Source organism: Geotalea sp. SG265, from assembly GCF_022808985.1.
GTDB lineage: Bacteria > Desulfobacterota > Desulfuromonadia > Geobacterales > Geobacteraceae > Geotalea.
The window spans coordinates 36919-59046 of record NZ_JAKZFT010000017.1; the positions used below are offsets into that span (position 1 = coordinate 36919).

Below are 22128 nucleotides of genomic sequence, written 5' to 3' on the forward strand. Positions count from 1 at the left end.
GACGAGCTCACAGCTTCAGTTCCTGCTTCTTCTTTGCGATCAGGTCCTCGAATGCCGCCTGAAGGAAGGAGGTATCCTTCCTGATTTCTTCTGGTACCCGGCGCTCGTAGAGTGCCCGTCCCTCACGGATATCATCTTCCAGAAGGGTGTAAAAAGTACCGTTTTTTATTCCCTCTTCCACCTTTGCCTGGTTGTAGAGCATGATATCGGAAACGATTATCCGAGCAAGCCGTTTGGCCTTCTCATGGGCCTGGGAAGATGCCTGGGCAGCAGGGGGCGCAACCTGGGGCATGGTCTCCCGCTCTTCATCGGCCTGTATCTGCCGGCGTGCATCAAGCTGGGCATCCACTTCCTGCCGGTTCAAGTACTGCGGCTTGACCAGGCCCTCGCCGGCAGTGTTCCCCTCTTCTTTTGCAGATTTTTCCACCGGTTTCTGATTCGTCACGTGGCGATATATCATGGACACCAGAGAATCGGGTATGTGGTGCTTCTCGATATAGTCGTCTGCCCCATACAAGGAAGCGGGGGATCTTTTATAGCGGGTCTTATCGTAAATAGCGGCGATGAGAATGATTTTCACTGCTGCAAGGGCAGGATCCTGCCTAATCCGTTCGCATACCTCAAAGCCGTACATGGAAGGCAGCGCCACGTCCAGCAGGATTACATCCGGGCGGACACGTTGCACGGCCTCGAATGCTTCCTTGCCGTCGTTGTAAGTTAAAACTTCGAAAGGCTCCGGCTCCAGTATCTTCGCCACTGCCGCACAAAAGGAGGCACTTTCATTGGCTATGACAACCTTCACTTTCTGTGCAGCCGGAGCTGCGGCCGTAGGCGGTGCCGGAGGAGCAGCGACAGAAACCGGGGCGGGATTTTCCACCTTCCGGGAGATGCTGAAAATCGTCCGGCACTTGCTGCAACGAAGCTTTATGCCTTGAGGGCCGATCCTCGAGTCGTCGAAACTGAACCTTGCCTTGCAGCTGGGACAAATGATAAGCATGTCAGCCTTTCCTTAACGGAGTAAATCTCAACCTTCACCATGGACGGAACCGATCAGCCCCAGTTCGGAAGCCTCTCTGGCAGTAAGTACGGTGTCGATGTTCAACAGCATGATCAGGGATTCGCTTGACAGGCAGACCCCGAGGAGGTATTCGGCACCGATGCCGCCTGCTATCTGCGGCGGCGGCTTAATGTCCCTGGCTGGAACGGTGATGACCTCGGTGACATTATCGACAACAAAGCCTATCAGCTGCTTTGCCACCCGCACGATCAGCAGCCTCACGGCGCTGTCCATCTCCCGCACCGGCAAATCGAACCGCTTGCGCAGATCTATGACCGGAATGACCGAGCCGCGCAGATTGATGACCCCCTCCACATACGGAGGGGCCTTGGGCAAACTGGTCAGCTTCTGAGGCTTGATGATTTCCCTGATACGCATTATATCCACGGCGTAAGTATTCTCATCAAGGGTAAAACAGGCGACCTGTATTTCACTGTTATCGGAGTGCATGGATGTTCCTTGTTCCATTCCGTTGGGTTTGAACGGGCAGCCACCTGTCTAATGGCCGCTGATTAGGCTCTCAATCACTTCTATGACTTTCGCCGACCTGAAAGGCTTGGTTATGTAGGCTTCGGCTCCCGCCTGTTTTCCCCGCTCCACATCATTGTTGCTTTTCTTAGCGGTGAGCATGACGATGGGAATGCCGCTGGTTTCCGGATTTTCCTTGATGCGCCGGCAGACCTCGAAACCGTCCATTTCCGGAAGCATCACATCCAGAACCACCAGATCCGGACGATTGGATTTTACCTCCTGGAGGGCGGCGTTACCGTCCATGACACCGACCACCGCATAGCCTTTGGATGAAAGAAGGATGCTCTCCAATTTCAGCAGACTCTCTTCGTCCTCAACAATAAGAATCTTTTTACTGTGCATGTCCATCCCCCATCATTCAGTAAAGGGTAATATCCAGAATCTTGTCCATATTGAGCAGAATCAGCATGCGGCCATGGAAGCGGCCGATGCCGCTGACAAAATCACGGTCGATTCCTTCGAGAACCGCCGGCGGCGGCTCCAGGAACCGGTCCTCGATGCGTACCACCTGGACGACCTCATCCACAAGAATTCCGCTGAATCCCTCCTCGCCGCTCTTGACAACGATAATCCGCTCCTTGCCGGTGGAACCTTCCTTGGAAAGCCCGAGCCTGGCGTTCATGTCGAAAACAGGGATGATTATGCCGCGCAGGGAAAGCACCCCGGAGACAAAAGAAGGCACACGCGGTACCTCGGTAACCTCCCGGGGCTTGATGATCTCCTTGATCTCCATGATACTGAGGGCGTATTCCTCGGTAGCGACCCGGAAGCAGAGCAGTTCCTGGGAATCGGCCGTAGCGATCTCCTGTCCGGTTGCAGGGCCGATGAATGCATCGTCATCGCGGCCGGCCCTGGTCCGTCCTTCAAGCATGACCCGCAGTGGATCGAAGCCTGAAAAGGGTTCTTTTTCTTCTATCACCGGTGCAGAAACCGTTTTCGGCACGCATGGTGACGGTGAAGTAAGCTCCACCCCAGAAACGGCAGGATCTGCAAAATACTCTGCAATATCTTCGGGGAAGATATCCTCGGGAGCAATGAATCCTTCGCCCATGACTGCAGAGTCGCCATCCGTGACCATGGCCGGCGCTTCCAGGACAAAAGACTCGTCCGGCTCGCACGATTCGTCCGCTGCAAAATATGCATCCCCATCGGCAAGCATTCCGCCGAAACCTTTGGATAGTTCGTCTTCCCCTTCGAAGGATTCGGCGGCATCATCCTGCAGTTGGGCCAGGGCGGCCTGCAGGGCTTCCTTTTCCTGCTGGGCTTTCTTTCTTATCTCGGCTAAGTTCATAGTTGGCCTGCTGATTAAATGATGAGTTCACTCTTTATGTCTTCGATTACTGTGGCGTCGATCCATGCCAGATCCTTGGCGAAACCGGTGAGCAGGGCATTGGTTGCCAGGGTGTTGATTTTCCGCGGCACGCCCCCAGTCAACTCGTAAATACGCTGCACCGCATCGGGTGCGAAAAGCCCGGCGCCTCCGCCAGCCACGATCATCCTGAAGTCCAGATATTCCTGGGTTTCTTCAAGGGTCAGGGGGAGGAGGTGGTACGCCATGGCCACCCGCTGCCGGAAGGGCTCGAAAAGCGGCACCGAGACGATCCTGCGCAACTCAGGCTGCCCCATGATGATGATGCTGAGCAGGTTCTGATCATCCAGTTGGAAGTTGGTCAGAAGCCGTATCTCGTCGAATATTTCCCTGTCGGGGATCAACTGCGCCTCATCGACAACGACCACCAGACAGCGGCCGTTCTCATGGAGGTCATACAATGCCTGGGTAATCTCGCCCAGGAGGAAATCCTTGGCCGTGGAAGGTTTCTCCACTCCCAAGTTCGCCGCAATGACGCGCAGGAATTCAACGGCGCTCAACCGGGGATTAAAGATGAAACAGAAGTGGTAAACATCCCCCATGGTATCCATGAGCGCACGGGAGATGGTCGTTTTTCCGCAGCCGATATCGCCGGTCAGGATGGCGATCTCCCGCTCTTCCAGAACATACTGGAGCCGTGCAAGTGCTTCGCGATGGCCAACACTCATGTACAGAAAGCGTGGATCGGGCGTTTTGCTGAAAGGCTTTTCACGGAAGCCGTAAAAGGTCTTGTACATTAAGCCCCGCTCCTGACCGCCTCGTTGATGATGCCCCCCACGTCGAGAACCAGAATGGTCCGCTGGTCGCCAAGATCGGCAGCACCGGAAATTCCCTTGAAATTCCTGAAAGTTTCACCCATGGATTTGATGACGATATCCTGTTGCCCCATCAGATCGTCGACAACTATGCCCAGGCGCTTTTCGGCGGCACCGACAACAACCACATAGAAGCTCTCCCCCTGTTCGGCCTGGGTCTGGGTTCCGAAGAACCTCCCCAACCGGAGCAGGGGCAGGGTCGTCTCCCGCAACTGTATCACTTCCTTCTTTTCCACGGTCAGAACATCCTTCCGTTCCACCATGATGGTTTCCAGGACGGAGGTAATGGGCAGGGCGTAGACGCGGCCTACGGCAGAGATAATAAGTGCCTTGATGATGGCAAGGGTAATGGGCAGGGTGATGATGATGCTGCTCCCCTTGCCGGGAACGCTTTCCACATCCACCATGCCGGAGAGGGCGGCGATGTTGGTCCTGACCACGTCCATGCCCACACCGCGGCCGGATATTTCGCTCACCTCATCACTTGTGGAGAAGCCGGGGAGGAAAATCAGGTCCAGCGCCTCCTTGTCATGGACCGCCTCGATGCTAGGTATCAGACCTTTGGCGAAGGCCTTACGGCGCACCTTGTCCACATCGATACCGGCGCCGTCATCCTCCACCTGGATAACCACATGGTTACCCTTCTGGTAGGAGGAGAGCTTGATGACCCCCTTCTCATCCTTCCCTGCCCTGACCCGGTCGCCTGGAGCTTCGATCCCGTGGTCGATGGCATTGCGGATGATGTGCATCATGGGATCGGATATATCCTCGATGATGAGCTTGTCCAGCTCCGTGTCGGCGCCGAACATCCTCAGTTCCACCTTCTTCCCCTGCTCGCGGGAGATTTTCCGGACGATGCGCGCCATCTTGTCGAAAAGCTGTCCCACCGGGATCATGCGGATTTCCATAACCCCCTTCTGCAGCTCGGTCAGCTTCCGCTCCAGTCCCTTGGCGGCCTTGGAAAGATTTATAGCCGGGGCAGAATATCCGTCAAGGCGCATGCGATCGCCTATCTGACAGATTGTGGAGTGGGACAGCACCAGCTCTCCGACGATGTTCATCAATTCGTCCAGCTTGCTGATATCCACCCTGACGGTACGGCTCATGCTCTTTGCCGTCAGGGAAGCTTCCGGAGAGGGCTCCGGTGGTGGCGCCGGTGACTCTTTTGCGGTTTCGGCCTCTGCTTTTACCGCGGCAACAGCCGGTTTGCCCCCACCCAGTTGGTTTACGGAAATGTTGTCCCGGTCGATAAGGAGACCGATTTCGGCACTTTCCTTTTCGGAGCCGAAGAGGATCTCGAAATTTATGGAGGAATCGAGCCCCCCCCCGGCACTGGGCAGGGTACTGATCACTTCTCCGGCACCTTTGAGAAGCTCGGTGAGCTCCCCCAGGTCCTGATCGAAGGTGGCAAGGCTGAACGATGCCTGGATGGAAAAGATGTTCCTGTTCTTTTTCACGTTCTCCAGCAGGCGATGTTCTTCGTATTCGGTAAGGGAGCCGAGCACCCGCTCGGATAACCCAAGCTGGGCAAGGGGAGATGGCCCATCATTTTTTTGCACCGAAGCGACACAGTCATTGATGAGTGAAATGGCCCGTGATATGTCGGTTTTCCCGGCATCGGCTGATCCCGCTCCACGGACCAGCGTTCCCAGTACCTCCATGGAATCGAAAAGGACGCTGATGGTGCTCTGGTTCAAGGGTATCTTCCCAAGGCGCAGGGAATCCAGGAGATTCTCCATGTTGTGGGAAAGTTCCGCAATATCGGTAAAACCGAACATGCCTGCAAGACCCTTGAGGGAATGGGCACCGCGGAAGATGGAATTGACCAGATCAGGATTGCAGTCGCCACTGTCGGCACAGTCGCTGAGAGAAACCAGATCGAGGCTCAGCTGGTCTATGATGTCTTCGGCTTCTGCAAGAAAATCGTTGGCAGCTTTGCTTATACTCGTGTCACCGGCCATAAACTCTCACCAATTTTGATTTTACTTCCCTGAAGGACAGCTGCGGCATCTTAACCAAGGTATCTGCCGATCAATTCCTGCAGCTTGACCGGATCGAATGGTTTTACCAGGTATTCGTTCGCACCGAGGGCGAGTCCCTTCTCGAGGTCCTTATCGCTGCTTTCCGTCGAAATGATAAAGAGGGGGATATCCTGATAATTGGGGTTGTTTCTCACATAGCTTATCAGTTCAAGGCCGTTGATATCGGGCATGTTGATATCGGTGATGATGAGGTGAACCTGTTCGCGGGGCAGCAGACGAAGGGCTTCGAAACCGCTGGCTGCCTCGACGATCTCATACCTGTCCATGGAATCTATGGTCGAGATCAGCAGGGAACGCATGGTATTCGAGTCTTCCGCTATCAGTATCTTTTTCACAGCTCCTCCCGGCTTTTTTCCTTTAATCTGCGCTGCAAAAGGGCCTTTTCCATGGCCAGGCCGGCCTGGGAAAGGAAGATTTCCAGAGAGTCCGTATCCCCGACGGGTTTCGCTTCGGGAATGTTGTCGCCATAGAGTACTGCAACCACTTTACCCTCGCTGACGATCGGCCCCAGGAAAAATTCAGCAGGCACCCCTCCCCCCAGCTGTTCCACGAAATATCGGGTCCATTTGCCCGAGTCCGGTTGTGCCTTTACCGGCAGCTGGCCATCTATCACCTCGCTGAAAAGGGAGTGTTCGTCCCGGGGGATGCGCATGTTTCTGATTTTAGCATCGGCATTACCCTCGCTGTCGCTTATGCCGAACTGCCCCAGGCCGGCAATCTCGTCCTTTTTGACGATGAGAATGACGGCACGGTTCATGAACTCGGAAGCAAAACGTAGCACCAGCAGGATGATGCCCCCCCCAAGGGTGGGATTGTTCAGTTCGTCCAGCATGCCCCGCAGCAAGGTGATACCGGTGCTCTGCGCCACCGGCTGCTCGCGGACCGGCGTATCGTCCCCCATTTCGAGCCGCAGCTCGTCGCCGATATTGATCTTGTCGGTGGGTATTGCCTGTCCGCCGCACGATTCGACTCTCGCTAACTCGCAGAGGAAAACGTCGCCGAAGGAATGAAGGGTGGCTGCATCGACAATCTCGGTTTTCTTCGGCTTCAGCATCACCGGAAAACCCATCCCCCTCACCTTGCGCTCCGCATCGCTGTTGTGGTAATCGGTCAACACCAGCACTGGAATGGAAGGGAAGTTGTTGCCGATCAGTTCGAGCAGTTCAAGCCCTCCAAGAATGCCTGAACCGTCCATGCGGGGCATGATCAAATCCACCACAACCGCGGGATCCCGCCCTTCGCGGCAGAAACTGTCCAGCTTTATCAGCGCATCCTCGCTTCTTTCTAAGGCGACTGCTTCATAGCCATCGCTTTCCAGGAGGGAACAAACGGCAGTGCGCGTCTCTTCATCGTCATCCACGAGCAGGACCAGCCGTTTTTTCTGCTGAGCGGACAGGACGGACGACGGTTCCGATTCAGGTGCCGGTTCCTCCTTCCCCCCCGGCACATGCAGGAGATCGAAGGCCATATCGACAGTATCGGCGGGATGGGGCGGGACATCTGTGGAGACGTTTTCATCAAGGGATTCGCCCCGGTGCCGTTTTTCATCGATGATCCTGGAACCTTCCATGGCAAGAAACTGGGGGTTCAGCCCCTGCTCCAGCATGAACTGCAACGGGTCCATCTTGGTTTTATCGACCGCCTCGGCGGTATCCTGAAGCTCAAAATCGAAGTTGCCTTCCGCCCAGGCAAAGAGGGAGTAGATGACGGATTCAATCTGTTCCCGGACCACATCTTCTATGGTCTCGGTACTGACGTTGAAATGCCTGACCAGGATCGTCCCCAGAAGTTCGGAGCCCCCCGCCTCCTTCTGGATATTGAGGGCCTGCTTGAGGGCGCTCAGGTCGATGACCCCCTTCTGGATCAGGACCTCGCCGAGATTTTGCTGATTCGAACTGGAGTTTGCCCGGATAACCTGGCCGTTGCGAAAGATGATCCGCGCCTCTCTGCCGCGACTGTGAAGAGCGAGGACACCGGACTTCCGGCTCAGGCTGACTATCTGCAATATCTCGCCAAGGCCGAGATCTTCCAGGTTTCCGACAAGACTCATAGAAATATAACTCAGTTATGGGTTTTCAATAACGGGGATTCATATTAAACCATAGATGTATCTAAAGTAAAGGAAGATTTACCCCCTTTTGCGCCCTTCCCTACCCTTGAAAAGCAGGCGCATGGGGGTACCGGTAAAGCCAAAGGCCTCCCTGAACCGGTTGACGATATACCGCTCGTAGGAGAAGTGCACCCCTTCGGGGCGATTGGTGAAGATGACGATGGAGGGGGGCTTGGTTCCCACCTGGGTGGCAAAATAGAATTTCACCCGGCGTCCCTGATAAAGGGGCGCATGGTGCTCTTCGACCGCCTTGCTGAAGACCCTGTTCAGATCCGAGGTGCTGATGCGTCTGGAGAACTGCTCCATGACCGCATCCACCTCGGTCATGATCTTGCCCAGCCGCTGTCCCGTCTTTGCCGAAACGAAGACGATGGGGGCAAAGGGGAGGTATTTGAATTCCATGCGGATTTTCTCGACGAACGTGCCCATGGAAGCATTGTCCTTTGCGATGGCATCCCACTTGTTGACGACGAAGATACAGCCGCGCCCCGCTTCAAAGGCATAGCCGGCGATCTTGGTATCCTGTTCAGTAACCCCCTCCGCCGCATCGATGACGATCAGAACCACATCGGCCCGTTCTATGCTGCGCAGGGAATCGACGACGCTGTATTTCTCGATCTTCTCGGTGGTCTTTCCCTTGCGCCGGATGCCCGCCGTATCGATCAGCAGATAACGCTTTTTGTTGCAGTTGAAATAGGTATCGATGGAATCCCTGGTGGTGCCGGGGGTGGGATTGGCAACAACCCGCTCCACACCAAGCAGGCGGTTGACCAGGGTCGATTTGCCAACGTTGGGGCGGCCGATGACGGCGATCCTGGTTACATCCTCGTCGGCTGCATGGGCAGTTTTTTTCGGCAGGGCACCGACCACCTCTTCCATCAGATCATTAACGCCGCGGTTATGCTCTGCTGAAATGGTGAAGATCCGCTCCACTCCAAGGCTGTAGAAATCTCCTGCGGCAGATTCCTGGCGCTCCCCGTCGATCTTGTTAATGACGTGGAAAACCGGCTTGTCGACGCGGCGAAGCATCTCCACCACCTCCACGTCGGCAGGGGTCAGTCCGTCCCTGCCATCCATGACGAAAAGGATCAGGTCCGCCTCGTCCATGGCCAGCTGGGACTGCTCCCGCATCTGCTGCAGCAGCCGGTCGCTCGTTTCCGGCTCGAAGCCGCCGGTATCGATGAGGATGAAGGGGACATCGAAACGGTCCACGTCCGCATAGTTGCGGTCGCGGGTCACCCCCGGCATGTCGTCGACCATCGCCTTGCGCCGGCCAACCAGACGGTTGAAAAGGGTCGATTTCCCCACATTTGGACGCCCCACTATCGCTATCAAAGGTTTCATTCGTAACCAAACTCCTTCAGCATCTGCTTATTTTCGCTCCACTCCCGGCTGACCCGGACGAACAACTCAAGGAAGACCTTCGTATCCAGCAGTTGCTCGATCTCCCCCCTTGCCTGGATGCCGATCTTCTTCAGCATCTCCCCCTTCCTACCGATAATGATCCCCTTTTGCGAGTCCCGCTCCACATTGATCACGGCGGATATGGCAACCAGCCCGTCAGGACGCTCCTTGAAGCTCTCCACCACCACCGCAACCGAATAGGGAACCTCATCATGGGTCAGACGGAAGACCTTTTCCCGGATTATCTCGGCGACGACAAATCGTTCCGGCACATCGGTCAGTATGTCGTCGGGAAAATAGGCGGGGCCTTCCGGCAGCAGCTCCCGCACCACCTGGACCAGCTTGTCCGTACCGTCTCCTGTCAGAGCAGAAACCGGGACCACCGCCCTGAATGGGTAAAGAGAGGAATAGGCCGCCATCTTTTCCAGCAGGGATTCCTTTGCCACCAGATCGGTTTTGTTGATGACGAGCACCACCGGAGCATCGGCATTGGCCAGCGTGTTGAGGATCGTCTCCTCCTGATTGGCCGGCTTGGTATCCGCCTCCACCAGAAAAAGGATCACGTCCACTTCCTTGATGGAGGAAAGGGCCACATCGACCATGTATTTGTTCAGCCGGGATTTGGCGCGATGAATGCCAGGCGTGTCGATAAAGACAATCTGGCAGCCGGGCAGGTTGTGGATGCCCTGGATGCGGTTCCTGGTGGTCTGGGGCTTATCGGAGGTTATGACGATCTTGTCGCCGAGAATCCTGTTGAGAAGTGTCGATTTTCCCACGTTCGGCCTGCCGATAATGGATACGAAGCCGGAGTGGAACTGCTGTTCAGCCAAAGGGACCTCCTGGACCTTGATTGGGGGGTAAGTACCTGTAATGGGTATACGGGATTTCATGATTCAATGAAAGAAAGAAATTCTCCCCCATCCAGATCATCGAGCAGATGCCCCTGCAGTCTCTCTCCCCCTGTCTCCACAACCATCCGGAAGGAAGAGAGAGCGGCATCGCCCTTGATTGCAGAAACTCTGACGCCTTGCCGGGACAAGCGGTCGATGTTGGACCTTTTATGGCCGCTGACGGTCGAAATCCGGCAAGGGGCGCAAGTTATCCGCACCGAGGTACCGCGTGCCATGCCGCTCACCAACCGGGCAAGGAGCCGAAAGCAGAGCTCCGATTCCACCAGGTAGCGGAATGCTGGATGATAGGGGCCCGCCAGGACCGTGCCTGTTGTCTCAAGCTCGGCAGTGGGTTGCAGCCCCATACGGATTACCGGCAATCGGGCTTGCCAGGCTCGGTGGAGCATCACCATGCAGAGCGTGACTGCATCTTCCAAGGTCAGAGGCTCATAGGATCCCTGGCGGAAAAGGTCGGCCAGGGGCGTGCCCGCGATGACGAGCGTCGGGTAGATGCGAAGACAGCTGGGTTCAAGGGCTATGATCCGTTCCAGGGATGCCATGGATCTGGTGGGGGAATCCCCCGGAAGCCCCGGCATGAGCTGGGCGCCCCATGGCAGGCCCGCTTGCCGCAGGACATGGGCCGCCTGTTCCACATGGAGAGCGGAATGTCCCCGCCCCGACATCTCCAGGACATCGTCCGCCATGGACTGGATCCCCAATTCGACGATCCCGACACCCCTGTCGCGCAGGAACCGGGCACTGTCCCGATCCACGCAGTCCGGCCTGGTGGAAATGCGCACAGACTCGACCGTGCCCGATGCAAGCAGCGGTTGTAGCGGTTGCAGCAATGCTTCCTGGTCGGTTTGGGGCAAGGCGGTAAAGGTGCCACCGAAAAAAGCGACCTGCACGGAGTCGCCCCCACTGGAACGGCGATAGGCATCGATACTGTTAAGTATCTCCGCCTTGTCCGGTAAGCTGCCGCCGGTCCCGGCAATTTTGTGCTGATTGCAGAATACGCATTGATGGGGACAGCCGAGATGGGAAATGAAGAATGGAACTGTAACGCTCATGGAGCCTGGCGTTTTTTCAGCAGGGCGATTCCCTGTCGCGCAGCTGCCTGTTCGGCTTCTTTTTTGCTCTTTGCCGCCCCTTCTCCAAGAAGCTCCTCGCCGAGCAGCACCGCGACGGAGAAGATCCTCTCATGATCGGGGCCGGAAACACCCTGCAGCTGATAGCGCGGGGCGAGACCGCACAACCGGTGGGCCAGTTCCTGGAAGTCGGTCTTGAAATCCCTGCCGGTGGTTCTCATCTCCCCATTCTCCACAAGAGGGGCGAAATGACGTTTAACCATGGACGCCGCCGGTTCCATACCGCCGTCCAGGTAAATTGCAGCCACCAGCGCTTCGTAGGCATCAGCCAGAAGCGAGGGTTTGTCGCGACCGCCGCTCTTTTCCTCGCCGCGCCCCAGGCGCAAAAAGGCGCCCAGGTGGATTTTCCCGGCAAGCAGGGCCAGAGAGGCTTCATCAACCAGCGACGCCCTCAGCTTTGTCAACTCCCCTTCCCTGCTGCCGGGAAAGCGGCTGAAAAGCTCATGGCTCAGGATGAGGCCGATGACGGCATCCCCTAGGAATTCCAGGCGCTGATTGTCCTGCCGGACTTTACCACCGCTTTCGTTGACAAAGGATGGATGGGTCAGGGCTTCGTCCAGCAAGCTCCTGTCGGTGAAAATATAGGAGACGATCTGCTCCAGATCGGCGATTGGCTTGACCGTTTCGTCGGGCATAATTCCTTCGGTTTCAACAGAGATACACTGCGCTGATCACTATAAACAAATGGCCTGGTTCTTTCAATAGATATGCCATTTTGACATGATTTTATCTTGATTAATTCACCCCTCTCCCATATAATTTATCGATTTTTCACCGTACGGAGCGCTCGTCATGGGCTGTTTCATCACATTCGAAGGCATTGAAGGGTGCGGCAAGACCACCCAGATCAGACTTCTTGAACAGCACCTGACCGAAAAGGGCTTCAAGGTCCTGCTGACACGGGAACCCGGAGGCTGCCCCATCGCCGATCAGGTCAGGGCCATCCTCCTTGATGCGGCGAACATGGCCATGATCCCCTCGGCCGAGCTCCTTCTTTACGCAGCCGCCCGCGCTCAGCATGTGGAAGAGGTCATCAGGCCTGCCCTGGCCGAGGGACGGATAGTCCTCTGCGACCGGTTCACCGATGCCACCCTCGCCTACCAGGGGCACGGCCGCGGTCTCGACCTGGATACCATCGACTATCTGAATCGGCTGGCCACCTCCGGGCTGAAGCCGCAACTGACCGTACTGATCGACTGTCCGGTGGAGGTGGGGCTGCAACGGGCATTGGCCCGGATCGACAGCATCGCCACGGGGGCACGTGAGGAGCGCTTCGAACTGGAATCGGCACGGTTTCACCAAAAGGTGCGGAACGGATACCTGCAATTGGCCGAAGAAGAAAAGAAACGCTTCATCATCGTTGACGGCAGCAAAAATGTAGAAGAGACGCGGATTGCCGTCACCAATGCCGTGCTCGACAGGCTGGACGGGAAGTAGATCATGTCCTTTGCCGAAATTCTGGGCCAGGATGCCCCCATCGGCATTCTCAAGCGTTCATTGACAACCGGCAGGCTTGCCCATGCCTATCTCTTCGAAGGGGTGGAGGGATGCGGTAAAAAAGCAACGGCACTTGCCCTCATAGAAGCAGCATTCTGCAGCACAAGCGGCGGATGCGGCCTTTGCTCATCCTGCCGCAAAATCCGTTCACTGCAGCACCCCGACATGCATCTGATCGAACCTGACGGGGCCTTCATCAAGATAGACCAGATCAGAAGCCTGCAGAAAGAACTTGCCTACCGCCCTTTTGAAGCGCCGAAAAAGGCATGCATTATCGACGGCGCGGAGCGGCTCAACCAGGCGGCCGGCAACGCACTCCTCAAGACCCTGGAGGAGCCTTCGGGCAATGCCCTGATCATCCTGATAACTTCCCAGCCGTCCGGAGTGCTGCCGACCATACTGTCACGCTGCCAGCGACTCTTTTTTCACGGGCTCCCGGAGGAAATGATCACGTCATATCTGGTAAACACCGGTATTGACGGTGAATCGGCACATCTTGCCGCGTCCCTGGCCGGCGGCAGCATGAAAAACGCTCTAGAGATCACGAAAGGTACCGTCATCTCCGAAAGAAAGCAGCTTCTGACCAGGCTTTTCGGCCTCTCAACGGGGGACATAACTCCACTCTTTCAGGCTGCTGAAGAACTGGCCGCTGAAAAGGAAAAAGCACTGGAGACCATCGAAGTGCTGACCTCATTCCTGCGCGACTTGCTGCTGCTTGGGGCGGAAGGCACCGACATCGTCAACACCGACCTTTTACCGCTCCTGGAACAACTGGGAAAAGGTCTAAACCGGGCCAGGATCATGGAAAAGATCGAAAACGTTGCTTCGGCAAAGACAGCATTGCTGCGCAACGTCAATACCCGCCTCGCCCTGGAAGTACTCTTCATGAGGCTGGCAGAGCGGTAACGACACCGGAATCAATCAACAGAAAAGGGAAGCGATTTCCCGGAGGAATATATTGATCAAGATTGTGAAAATTCAGTTCTCCCCCGCCGGCAAGCTGTATGATTTCAATGCCAACAACATTGAGCTGAAAGTCGGCGACAAGGTCATAGTGGAAACGGAACGGGGCAAGAGCATGGGCTCAGTGGTCGTCCCCCCCCGTGAACTCCCCGAGGCACACCTCCACGAGGGATTGAAAAACATCCTCAGGAAAGCCGATCAGGCGGATCTGGCAACGGTAGCGGCAAATGCCGCCAAGGAAAAGGAAGCCCACCGCTTCTGCCTGGAAAAGATCAAGGAACGGGGCATGGAAATGAAGCTGGTGCGGGTCGAGTACCTTTTCGACGGCAGCAAGGCCATCTTCTATTTCACAGCCGACGGCAGGGTCGATTTCAGGGAACTGGTGAAGGATCTGGCCCATGCCTTCCACACCCGCATCGAGATGCGCCAGATCGGGGTGCGGGACGAATCGAAAATGGTGGGAGGGATCGGCATCTGCGGCAGGGAGCTCTGCTGCTCCTCCTATCTGAGGGAATTCGAGCCGGTATCGGTCAAGATGGCCAAGGAACAGAATCTGGCCCTCAATCCCACGAAAATCTCCGGCCAATGCGGCAGGCTGCTCTGCTGCCTCTCTTACGAATTCAACACCTACTGCTCATTGAGAAAATGCCTGCCGAAATGCGGTAAACAGGTCAAGTGCGGTTCGGTTGAAGGGGAAGTGGTAAAACTGAACGTGCTGCAGGGCACGGTCACGGTCAAGTCGGAAAGCGAAGGCCTCGTCACCATCAAAGGGGACGACATCAAACCGGAAAATATTTCCGACCGGCAGAAGAAACCGCAGAAACAGGAAGGGGAACAGCAGGTGAAGGGGGAGGCAAAACCGACATCAGCCCCGGGCCAAGGGGGCAAGGGCCGCAACAAGGACCGCCGGAACAGAAACAGCGACAAGCCCAAAAAGGAGAAACAATGAGCCGCGCCTTTTATGTTACCACGCCCATTTACTATGTTAACGACGTTCCCCACATCGGGCACGCCTACACGACGCTGGCAGCGGATGTCCTGGCTCGCTACAAACGCCTTAAGGGCTATGAGGTTTTCTTTCTGACCGGCACCGATGAGCACGGGCAGAAAGTGGAAAAGGCAGCCAATGCGGCAGGCGAAACACCACAGGAACTGGCAGACCGGGTAATGAAGCGGTTCCAGGCGCTATGGGAAAAGCTGGATATTTCCTACTCCGATTTCATCCGCACCACCCAGGAGCGCCATAAAAAAGGAGTCTCCAAGATATTCGAGGATGTCATGGCAAAGGGGGACATCTATCTGGGAGAATACGAAGACTGGTACTGCACCCCCTGTGAAACCTTCTGGACCGAGACCCAGCTCATCGATTACAAATGCCCGGACTGCAACCGTCCCACGGAAAAGCTCAAGGAAGAATCCTATTTCTTCAGGATGAGCAAGTACCAGGAGCAGCTCCTGGCCCACATCGAGGCCAATCCCGACTTCATCCAGCCCAAATCCCGGCGCAACGAAATCATCTCTTTCATCAAGGAGGGGCTACGGGATCTTTCCGTGTCGCGCACCACCTTCTCCTGGGGCATCCCGGTCCCCGGCAACGATAAGCACGTCATCTACGTCTGGTTCGACGCCCTGGCCAACTACATCACCGCCCTCGGCTATCCGGACAGGTCGGGCAATTTCGAGAAATTCTGGCCGGTCGATGTGCACCTTATCGGCAAGGATATTCTGCGCTTTCACACCGTCTATTGGCCCACCTTCCTCATGGCAGCCGGGCTACCTCTGCCGAAGAAGGTCTTCGCCCACGGCTGGTGGACCATCGAAGGGCAGAAGATGAGCAAAAGCCTGCAGAATGTGGTCGAACCGAACATGCTGGTGGAAAAATACGGCGTAGACGCCGTCCGCTATTTCCTGCTGCGCGAGGTCCCTTTCGGCCTGGATGGCGATTTCTCCCACGCCGCACTGGTGCATCGCATAAATTCCGATCTGGCCAATGATCTGGGCAACCTGCTCAGCCGCTCCACGGCCATGATCAACAAGTATTTCGGTGGGACAGTGCAGGCTCCGGCCGAGTTCGCCGAGATCGATAGGGCATACCGGGACAAAACCGAGAAAATGGTGCAGCAGGTGGATACGCACCTGGAAGAACTGGCCTTCAGCAAGGCGTTGCAAGCCATCTGGGAGGTGGTCTCGGCCGGAAATAAATATATCGATGAAACCGCCCCCTGGACCCTGGCCAAGGACCCGGCACAACGGGACCGGCTGGCAACGGTCATGTACTGCCTGCTGGAATCACAGCGGATCATCCACCAGCTTGTCTCTGCGTTCATGCCCCAGACCGCGGCAAAGGCCCTGTCGTACCTGGGTGTCACCGATGCGCCAAATGAAAAAGGGCTGCAGTGGGGTGGCCTGAAGCCGGGGACAGCGATTTCCAAGGCCGAAGCCCTGTTCCCCAGGATAGAAGAAAAGACTGAGTAGAAGAAAAGCAGGGGAAATCCCGGGTTCCTATTTCACAGCAGACTGCAATTCGCTGGGGGCAAAGAGGAAGAAGACCCGGAACAGGCAGTACTTATAGAACTCACTGAAGAGGAGCCGGAAACTGCCGCGGTGGTTCCACCACTCCTCCTTCAGGTTTTTCGTGTCCACCGGATGGGGATAGATGCTCACCTCCTTCGGCAAGACGTGGCGAAAGATAAGGGTTGCCCGCTTCATATGGTAGCGGGAGGTGATAAGCTCTATGGAACTGATATTTCGCCGCACAATCATTTCCTTGGCATAGAGGGCATTTTCGAGGGTATTGCGAGAAACCTTCTCCAGCAATACCCCTTCGCCCCCCCGCTCCCCTTTCCGCTCGACGAAAAGGTCGCTTTTACGGACCGAGGGGTCTACACCGATCAGAAAGAGCCATCGGGCGCGGTTTTCCCGGTAAAGACGGCTTCCCTCTTCGATACGCCCCCGCCCACCGGCTAGAACGACGATGGCATCGCAATTCAGATCCCGTTGCCGCTGACTGAACGTTTTATAGGTAAAATCCACGAACAGCACGACAACCACCAGCAGAACGACAATCAACAACGAAAATATGCCACGAACTATGACCATGATATCGGTTATCCTTTTACAACGAGCGACGCAAAAATAGCTTGCATCGCGACAGGCTATTTGCTATAAATAGCAGCTTCAGTAAATTCGGAGGGTACAGAGATATGTCTAAAGTATGTGAAATATGCGGTAAAGGTCCGAGCTTCGGTAACAACGTCAGCCACGCCAATAACAAAACCAGCAGAACCTGGTACCCGAACCTGCAGAAGATAAAAGCCGTCAAAAACGGAACCGTCCGCAGCATCAAGGTCTGCACCCGCTGCATCCGTTCCGGCCACGTTACCAAGGCGCTCTAAAAAAAAAAGCGTTCGAAGTTCAAGGTTCGAGGTTCTATGTTTCAATCTTAAGCCGCCGCGGCTAATCGCTGGCGGCTTTTTTTCGTGGGCTTAGAAGCAGTGACAGGTAACAACTCTTCACTCTTCATCCTGCGTAAGCAATTACCTCTATCTCCACCAGCGCTCCCTTGGGCAGCCCTTTCACTTCCACCGTTGACCGTGCCGGCGGCTCATTGGCAAACCTCCTGCCATAAATCTCGTTGACAGCGGCAAAATTGGCGAGATCGGTCAGATAGATGGTGGTTTTCACGACGGAGGAGAAATCGAGCCCTGCGGCCCCCAGCATGGCACCGATATTATCCATGACCAGTTCGGCCTGCTCGGCGCAGGTAGCGCCGCGCATCTCCCCGGTCGCAGGATCGAGCGGGATCTGGCCGGAAAAAAACACAAAGCCCCCCGCCCTTACCCCCTGGGAGTACGGCCCAATAGCCTTCGGCGCACGGTCGGTCGCAATAATTTCTTTCTTCATATATCCCCCTTGAAGACGGTTCTAAGTTCTAAGTTCTAAGTTCTAAGTTCTAAGTTCGAGGTTCGAGGTTAAAAACGGTAACAGGTAACAGGTGACAAAAAGCACTCTTCACTCTTCACCGGTCACCGCCTCTAAGACTTGAGCCGGTCCACCTTGATGACTCCCTTGACCTTCATGACACTGTTGAAGACCCGGTTCAGGTGATCCAGGTCGGTCACGTCGACCTCGAAGGTATTGATGCCGCGCTTGTCCACGGTGCTTTGAATGGAGGCACTGACGATGTTGGCTTCGCAGTTGGTGATGGCCGTAGTGATATTGGCGAGGATCCCTTTCTCGTCGTGACAGGCGATGCGCATCTTTACCGGCAACGCTGTCTTCTTGTTCTTGCTCCAGGCTACATCGATGCGTCTTTGCGGGTCGCTATCAAGGGCGAAGGGACAGTCGGCGGTATGCACCGTCACGCCGCGCCCACGGGTGATGAAACCAATAATCTCGTCGCCCGGCAGGGGATTGCAACACTTGCCGAAACGGACCAGGACATCGTCCACGCCGCTGATCTGAATGGCGCTGGAGGATTTCCCCTTCAGCTTCTGCATGGCCTTGCCGACCCGCGATTCCTTGTGTTCCTGGGCCTCTTCGAACTTTTCAGTTGGGAACAGCTTGCCCAGGATCTGGTTGCACGACAGCTTGCCGTAACCGACCGCGGCCATAAGGTCGTCTTCGCTGACAAAGCCGAATTCGGTCACCGCCCGTTTCAGCTCGCCGCTTTTCTGCACCTTGGAAAAGTTCTGCGAATAGCGCCGGAATTCCTTTTCGCAGATCTCCCGGCCCAGGGTGATGCTGCGCAGGCGCTCTTCGGTCTTGATCCAGGCGCGTATCTTGTTCCTTGCCCGGGAGCTTTTGACGATCTTCAGCCAATCTTTGCTGGGGGTATGGTGGGGAGAAGTGATGACCTCGACGATATCGCCATTCTTCAACTCGTATTTCAGCGGCACAAGTTTGCCGTTAACCTTGGCGCCGACACAGCGATGGCCCACATCAGTGTGAACGCTGTAGGCGAAATCGATGGGGGTCGACCCTTTGGGATAGCCCTTCACATCTCCCTTGGGAGTGAATACATAGACTTCCTCCGGGAAGAGCTCCACCTTCACCGTGTTCATGAACTCCCGGGAATCGTCCAGCTCCTGTTGCCATTCCAGCAGCTGGCGCAGCCAGGTGAAACGCTTTACCTCTTTCTCGTCGTAGCCCTTGCCTTCCTTGTATTTCCAATGGGCGGCAATGCCTGCCTCGGCGACCCGGTGCATCTCCACGGTCCTGATCTGCACCTCCATCCTCTCTCCATAGGGACCGATGACCGTCGTGTGCAGGGACTGGTACATGTTGCCCTTCGGCATGGCGATGTAATCCTTGAAACGGCCGGGAATCGGTTTCCAGGTGGAGTGGATGATGCCGAGCACTTCATAGCACTCACGGATGTCTTCCACCATGACGCGGATAGCAATGAGATCGTAGATCTCGTCTATGTCCACGTTGCGGCTCTGCATCTTCCTGTAGATGGAATAGAGATGCTTGCTCCGGCCGGAGACCTCCCCTTTAATGCCGTGATCGACCAGCTTGGCCTTGATGATCTGCATCACCTCTGCCACGTAGGACTCGCGCTCTTTCTTCTTCTTGGTTACCTTGGATGCCAGATCGTAGTATATCTGCGGGTCCAGATAACGGAAGGAAAGGTCCTCCAGCTCGCTCTTGACCCACGATATGCCCAGCCGGTTGGCAATGGGGGCATAGATATCCAGGGTCTCCTTTGCGATACTGCGCTGCTTCGGTTCCGGCTGATACTGCAAGGTCCGCATGTTGTGCAGCCGGTCAGCCAGCTTGACCAGGATCACCCGGATATCGTTGGCCATGGCAAGCAGCATCTTGCGGAAATTTTCCGCCTGGCTCTCCTCCTTGGTCTTGAAATGGATCTTGCCGATCTTCGTCACCCCATCCACCAGCCGGGCGACCTCGGGTCCGAACATCCCCTCCAGCTCTTCGAGGGTCGTCAGGGTATCCTCGACCGTATCATGGAGCAGGCCGGTCACCACCGTCGGCACATCGAGCTTCAGCTCAGCAAGAAGTCCGGCGACCTCCATGGGATGCACAAGATATGGCTCACCCGATAGCCTGGTCTGCCCCTGGTGAACCTTGGCACAGAAGACATATGCCTTTCGCACCAGTTCCAGATCGCAGGAAGGATTATAGGAAGAAACCTTTTCCAGTATGTCGTTCAGCCTGATCATTAAAAGTCAGCAACCCCCAGTGAGGCGTAAGGTGTTAGGGGTAAAAGCTGTTTCTCTTCACTCCTCACTCTTAACTCCTCACCGTCTTTTGGAGACAAAAAAAGGGCGGAAGCGCAATGTTCCCCCCTTTGGTAGCCTTCAAATTAGCGGCTTTTGCGGCTGGCAATCTCGAAATTCACCTTACCCGCAGCAATCTCACGCAACGAAACCACCACGTTCTTGTTGGCAGCCCGGTTGTCGATGAGCGGCTTCGCTCCCTTGAAGAGCTGCTTCACCCGTTTCGACGCCAGCATGACCAGCAGAAAACGGTTATCGACCTTTTCCAAACAATCCTCAACGGTAACTCGTGCCATTATATGCTCCTTTAACAGATGTTCTATGTTCTATGTTTTGGGTTCGAAGTTCGAAGTTCGAGGTTCGGCGTTAAAACTTCACTCTTCACTCTTCACTCTTCACTCTTCACTCTTCACGCCTCACCAATCACCGCTCTAAATGTCGAACAGCTCCGAAACACCCGCCAGTACGCGCGTTGTTTTACATTGTTCGGCAATCAGCACCGATTTCAGCTCCTCGACCGCCTTGGAAAAGACATCGTTGACGATGATATAGTCATACCAGCGTGATTCTCTTATTTCACCGGCAGCGGCTTCGATTCGCCGGTCAATGACCTCAGGCGCGTCCAAGCTGCGGCAATCGAGCCGACGACGCAGTTCCTGGTAACTGGGGGGCAATACAAACAGGTATACGGCGCCCTGGTACTTTTTCTTCAGCTGGTGAGCGCCCTGGCAATCTATATCCAATATGACATCGATGCCCTGTGCCCGGTAGTCCTCAAGGGTTTTCAGAGCAGTGCCGTAAAAATTGCCGTGGACCTCGGCCCACTCGGCGAACTCATCGGCTGCCACCATCCCCTTGAATTCATCAAGTGATACAAAAAAATAATCCCGGCCATGTACCTCGCCGGGCCTTGCAGAACGCGTAGTGTAGCTGACAGAATGCCGCAAGTTCGGAAAAATGTCAATGACTTCCTTGCACAGCGTGGTCTTACCTGCTCCCGAAGGAGCCGAAATGACAAACAAAATACCTTCGCGTTTCATGATCGTTTCCTTTGGAAACGAGTGAGGAGTGAAGAGTAAGGAGTGAGGAAAGTCAAGATATCCCTCACGCCTCTCCCCTCACTGTGTCACTCGATGTTTTGCACCTGCTCACGGATCTTTTCCAGTTCAGCCTTGAGTTCGACCACGCAGGCGGCGATTTCCCCATCGTTGGCCTTGGAACCGATGGTATTCACCTCCCGATTGATCTCCTGCAGGAGGAAGTCCAGCTTGCGGCCGACCGGCTCATTGAAGGCAATGGTCTCGTCGAACTGCTGGAGATGACTGTTGAAGCGTACCAACTCTTCGGTGATGTCGCAACGGTCGGCCATGATGGCGATTTCCTGAGCCAGTCGATCCTCGGTCACTGAGGTATCCGCAGCCAGCTGTGCCACCCGCTCCTTGAGCCGCACCGCATAATCGGCGACCACCTGGGGCGCCCGCCCGGCAATACGTGCGATGAGTACAGAAAGTAGCGCACGCCGCTTCTGCAGGTCCTCCAGCAATGCCTCCCCTTCCCTGCTCCGCATGGCATCCAGTGCGCCGACGGCAGCTTCAACTGCCGCCATAAGCTCGGCAGGAGCAGACTCGGGAGCGGCAGCCGCCTCGGCAGCGCCGATTACATCCCGCTGGGCGGCAACAAGAGATAATGATACCTCCTCATCAAGCCCCAGTGCGCCTTTTATGCTGGAAAAAGCCTGAAAATAGGCTTTTGCAAGCTCAAGGTTTGGAACGGGCAGCGCACCACCGGCCGCAGCCTCTTCCCGCTGAATGAAAACCTCGATCTTCCCCCGCTTCAGGGCCTGGCCGACCGACTTTTTAACATCATTTTCGAAGGGCATATAGAGCCGCGGCAGTTTGACGAATATCTCACCGTAGCGGTGATTTACCGACCGTATTTCCACGGTCAGCTTGCCCGTTGCTGAGTCGGTCTCGGCCTTGCCGTATCCGGTCATGCTTTTGATCATTATATCTCCGTGTGAAACTGTTCTATGTTCTATGTTCTATGTTCCAAGTTCGAAG

Annotated in this window: 23 protein-coding genes; 5 read left to right on the forward strand and 18 right to left on the reverse strand. The window is 55.7% G+C overall.

Annotated elements, in window-relative coordinates; all coding sequences use genetic code 11:
- Positions 1 to 7: 7 nt before the first annotated feature.
- The 12 genes from ML541_RS16175 to rnc form a co-directional block, all read right to left on the reverse strand.
- On the reverse strand, positions 8 to 997 hold the full coding sequence (locus ML541_RS16175; RefSeq protein ID WP_243374452.1) for a response regulator: 990 nt from the start codon (positions 995 to 997) through the stop codon (positions 8 to 10).
- 27 nt (positions 998 to 1024) lie between these two features.
- Positions 1025 to 1507, reverse strand: coding sequence for a chemotaxis protein CheW (locus tag ML541_RS16180; RefSeq protein ID WP_243374453.1), 483 nt, complete (start codon positions 1505 to 1507; stop codon positions 1025 to 1027).
- Positions 1508 to 1555: 48 nt separating this feature from the next.
- Positions 1556 to 1930, reverse strand: a complete 375-nt coding sequence (locus tag ML541_RS16185; RefSeq protein ID WP_243374454.1) for a response regulator — start codon at positions 1928 to 1930, stop codon at positions 1556 to 1558.
- 16 nt (positions 1931 to 1946) lie between these two features.
- Entirely contained in the window at positions 1947 to 2879 is a 933-nt protein-coding gene (locus tag ML541_RS16190) for a chemotaxis protein CheW (RefSeq protein ID WP_243374456.1), read from the reverse strand.
- Positions 2880 to 2893: 14 nt separating this feature from the next.
- Positions 2894 to 3694 carry an AAA family ATPase gene (locus ML541_RS16195; RefSeq protein ID WP_243374458.1) on the reverse strand — a complete coding sequence of 267 codons (801 nt, stop codon included), beginning with the start codon at positions 3692 to 3694 and terminating at the stop codon, positions 2894 to 2896.
- Complete coding sequence (locus tag ML541_RS16200) at positions 3694 to 5733, reverse strand: chemotaxis protein CheA (protein WP_243374460.1); 2040 nt, start codon at positions 5731 to 5733, stop codon at positions 3694 to 3696. The genes ML541_RS16195 and ML541_RS16200 overlap by 1 nt, the downstream gene beginning before the upstream one ends.
- A gap of 50 nt (positions 5734 to 5783) precedes the next feature.
- Complete coding sequence (locus tag ML541_RS16205; protein ID WP_012647241.1) at positions 5784 to 6149, reverse strand: response regulator; 366 nt, start codon at positions 6147 to 6149, stop codon at positions 5784 to 5786.
- Positions 6146 to 7864: a response regulator gene (locus ML541_RS16210; protein ID WP_243374462.1), complete on the reverse strand. Its 1719-nt coding sequence runs from the start codon at positions 7862 to 7864 to the stop codon at positions 6146 to 6148. The genes ML541_RS16205 and ML541_RS16210 overlap by 4 nt, the downstream gene beginning before the upstream one ends.
- A 78-nt stretch (positions 7865 to 7942) precedes the next feature.
- On the reverse strand, positions 7943 to 9268 hold the full coding sequence (gene der, locus ML541_RS16215) for a ribosome biogenesis GTPase Der (RefSeq protein ID WP_243374465.1): 1326 nt from the start codon (positions 9266 to 9268) through the stop codon (positions 7943 to 7945).
- Positions 9265 to 10158 (reverse strand): GTPase Era, encoded by an 894-nt coding sequence (era, locus tag ML541_RS16220; RefSeq protein WP_243374466.1) that lies wholly within the window; start codon positions 10156 to 10158, stop codon positions 9265 to 9267. Before era ends, der begins: the two co-directional genes overlap by 4 nt.
- Positions 10159 to 10214: 56 nt before the next feature.
- On the reverse strand, positions 10215 to 11288 hold the full coding sequence (locus tag ML541_RS16225; RefSeq protein ID WP_243374470.1) for a radical SAM protein: 1074 nt from the start codon (positions 11286 to 11288) through the stop codon (positions 10215 to 10217).
- Positions 11285 to 12001, reverse strand: a complete 717-nt coding sequence (gene rnc / locus ML541_RS16230; protein ID WP_243374471.1) for a ribonuclease III — start codon at positions 11999 to 12001, stop codon at positions 11285 to 11287. Before rnc ends, ML541_RS16225 begins: the two co-directional genes overlap by 4 nt.
- A 157-nt stretch (positions 12002 to 12158) precedes the next feature.
- Here rnc and tmk point away from each other — a divergent pair, with 157 nt between their 5' ends.
- The 4 genes from tmk to metG are packed head-to-tail and all read left to right on the forward strand — an operon-like array spanning position 12159 to position 16301.
- Positions 12159 to 12803: a dTMP kinase gene (gene tmk / locus ML541_RS16235; RefSeq protein WP_243374472.1), complete on the forward strand. Its 645-nt coding sequence runs from the start codon at positions 12159 to 12161 to the stop codon at positions 12801 to 12803.
- Between the two features lie 3 nt (positions 12804 to 12806).
- The gene (gene holB / locus ML541_RS16240) at positions 12807 to 13769 is read left to right on the forward strand and encodes a DNA polymerase III subunit delta' (protein ID WP_243374475.1); all 963 of its coding nucleotides are present in this window, start codon (positions 12807 to 12809) and stop codon (positions 13767 to 13769) included.
- Between the two features lie 52 nt (positions 13770 to 13821).
- Positions 13822 to 14775 carry a stage 0 sporulation family protein gene (locus ML541_RS16245; protein WP_243374476.1) on the forward strand — a complete coding sequence of 318 codons (954 nt, stop codon included), beginning with the start codon at positions 13822 to 13824 and terminating at the stop codon, positions 14773 to 14775.
- Entirely contained in the window at positions 14772 to 16301 is a 1530-nt protein-coding gene (gene metG / locus ML541_RS16250) for a methionine--tRNA ligase (RefSeq protein WP_243374477.1), read from the forward strand. The genes ML541_RS16245 and metG overlap by 4 nt, the downstream gene beginning before the upstream one ends.
- Before the next feature lie 27 nt (positions 16302 to 16328).
- On the opposite strand, the gene ML541_RS16255 is transcribed toward metG, so the two are convergent.
- The gene (locus ML541_RS16255) at positions 16329 to 16925 is read right to left on the reverse strand and encodes a YdcF family protein (RefSeq protein WP_243374478.1); all 597 of its coding nucleotides are present in this window, start codon (positions 16923 to 16925) and stop codon (positions 16329 to 16331) included.
- A gap of 104 nt (positions 16926 to 17029) precedes the next feature.
- Between ML541_RS16255 and rpmB the strand changes: the two genes are divergently transcribed.
- Positions 17030 to 17221, forward strand: a complete 192-nt coding sequence (gene rpmB, locus ML541_RS16260) for a 50S ribosomal protein L28 (RefSeq protein WP_012647230.1) — start codon at positions 17030 to 17032, stop codon at positions 17219 to 17221.
- Between the two features lie 124 nt (positions 17222 to 17345).
- On the opposite strand, the gene ML541_RS16265 is transcribed toward rpmB, so the two are convergent.
- The 5 genes from ML541_RS16265 to ML541_RS16285 form a co-directional block, all read right to left on the reverse strand.
- The gene (locus tag ML541_RS16265) at positions 17346 to 17729 is read right to left on the reverse strand and encodes a RidA family protein (protein ID WP_243374480.1); all 384 of its coding nucleotides are present in this window, start codon (positions 17727 to 17729) and stop codon (positions 17346 to 17348) included.
- A 131-nt stretch (positions 17730 to 17860) separates the two neighbouring features.
- Positions 17861 to 20011, reverse strand: a complete 2151-nt coding sequence (locus tag ML541_RS16270) for a bifunctional (p)ppGpp synthetase/guanosine-3',5'-bis(diphosphate) 3'-pyrophosphohydrolase (RefSeq protein ID WP_243374482.1) — start codon at positions 20009 to 20011, stop codon at positions 17861 to 17863.
- Positions 20012 to 20154: 143 nt separating this feature from the next.
- Entirely contained in the window at positions 20155 to 20364 is a 210-nt protein-coding gene (gene rpoZ / locus ML541_RS16275) for a DNA-directed RNA polymerase subunit omega (protein WP_243374483.1), read from the reverse strand.
- A gap of 135 nt (positions 20365 to 20499) precedes the next feature.
- Positions 20500 to 21108 (reverse strand): guanylate kinase, encoded by a 609-nt coding sequence (gene gmk / locus ML541_RS16280; RefSeq protein WP_243374485.1) that lies wholly within the window; start codon positions 21106 to 21108, stop codon positions 20500 to 20502.
- An 86-nt stretch (positions 21109 to 21194) separates the two neighbouring features.
- Positions 21195 to 22073, reverse strand: a complete 879-nt coding sequence (locus tag ML541_RS16285) for a YicC/YloC family endoribonuclease (protein ID WP_243374487.1) — start codon at positions 22071 to 22073, stop codon at positions 21195 to 21197.
- Positions 22074 to 22128: the final 55 nt, after the last annotated feature.